The sequence below is a fragment of the Promicromonospora kroppenstedtii DSM 19349 genome, assembly GCF_000515355.1.
Taxonomy (GTDB): Bacteria; Actinomycetota; Actinomycetes; order Actinomycetales; family Cellulomonadaceae; genus Promicromonospora; species Promicromonospora kroppenstedtii.
Genome location: NZ_KI911635.1, coordinates 46,446 through 47,029 on the forward strand (window position 1 = coordinate 46,446; position 584 = coordinate 47,029).

A 584-nucleotide genomic window follows, 5' to 3' on the forward strand; every position below is an offset into this window, starting at 1 on the left:
CAGGTCCACCGGCTCGGACGCGAGCTCGTCGAGCTCGCGCGCGCGGCGCCGGGCGGTGAGGGCGGTGCGGTGCATCGGTCCTGCTTCCGGGTCAGGGGCGGAGGTACCCGTCGAGGGTGCGGGTGAGCTCGGTCCGCAGTGCGGCGTCGTCGATCACGGTGGTCACGGTGCGGTGCGACAGCACCACCGACTGGGACACCAGCAGCACCATGACCGCCATGTCCGTGGGGGACCCGGCCCGGACCGTGCCGCCCTGCTGCGCCGTGGTGATCCCTGCGGCGAGCCATTCCAGGATCACCCGCTGCGACCGGCCGATCCGCTCGAAGGCGTACCGGGTGAACACCTCGGGTTCCTCGGTCAGCAGGTGCCCGAAGACCGGGTCGGCGCGCAGCAGCTCGCCGAACCGGACCACCTTGTCGACGATCGCCGCCCGGTCCGTGGCCTGCGGGCCGACGGCGGTGATGGCGACCTGGGCGCGGTGCATCAGCAGGGCGCGCAGCACGTCGTCGGCGGACTCCCAGCGGCGGTAGACCGTGGGCCGCGAGACGCCGGCCGCCCGGGCCAGCTCCGTGACGGACAGCCCG

At 74.1% G+C, this 584-nt stretch carries 1 protein-coding gene; it reads right to left on the reverse strand.

The features are described from left to right. Nucleotides 1-91 precede the first annotated feature (91 nt). A partial coding sequence (locus tag PROKR_RS07405) for a TetR/AcrR family transcriptional regulator (RefSeq protein WP_036961358.1) occupies nucleotides 92-584 on the reverse strand: 493 nt, incomplete at its 5' end.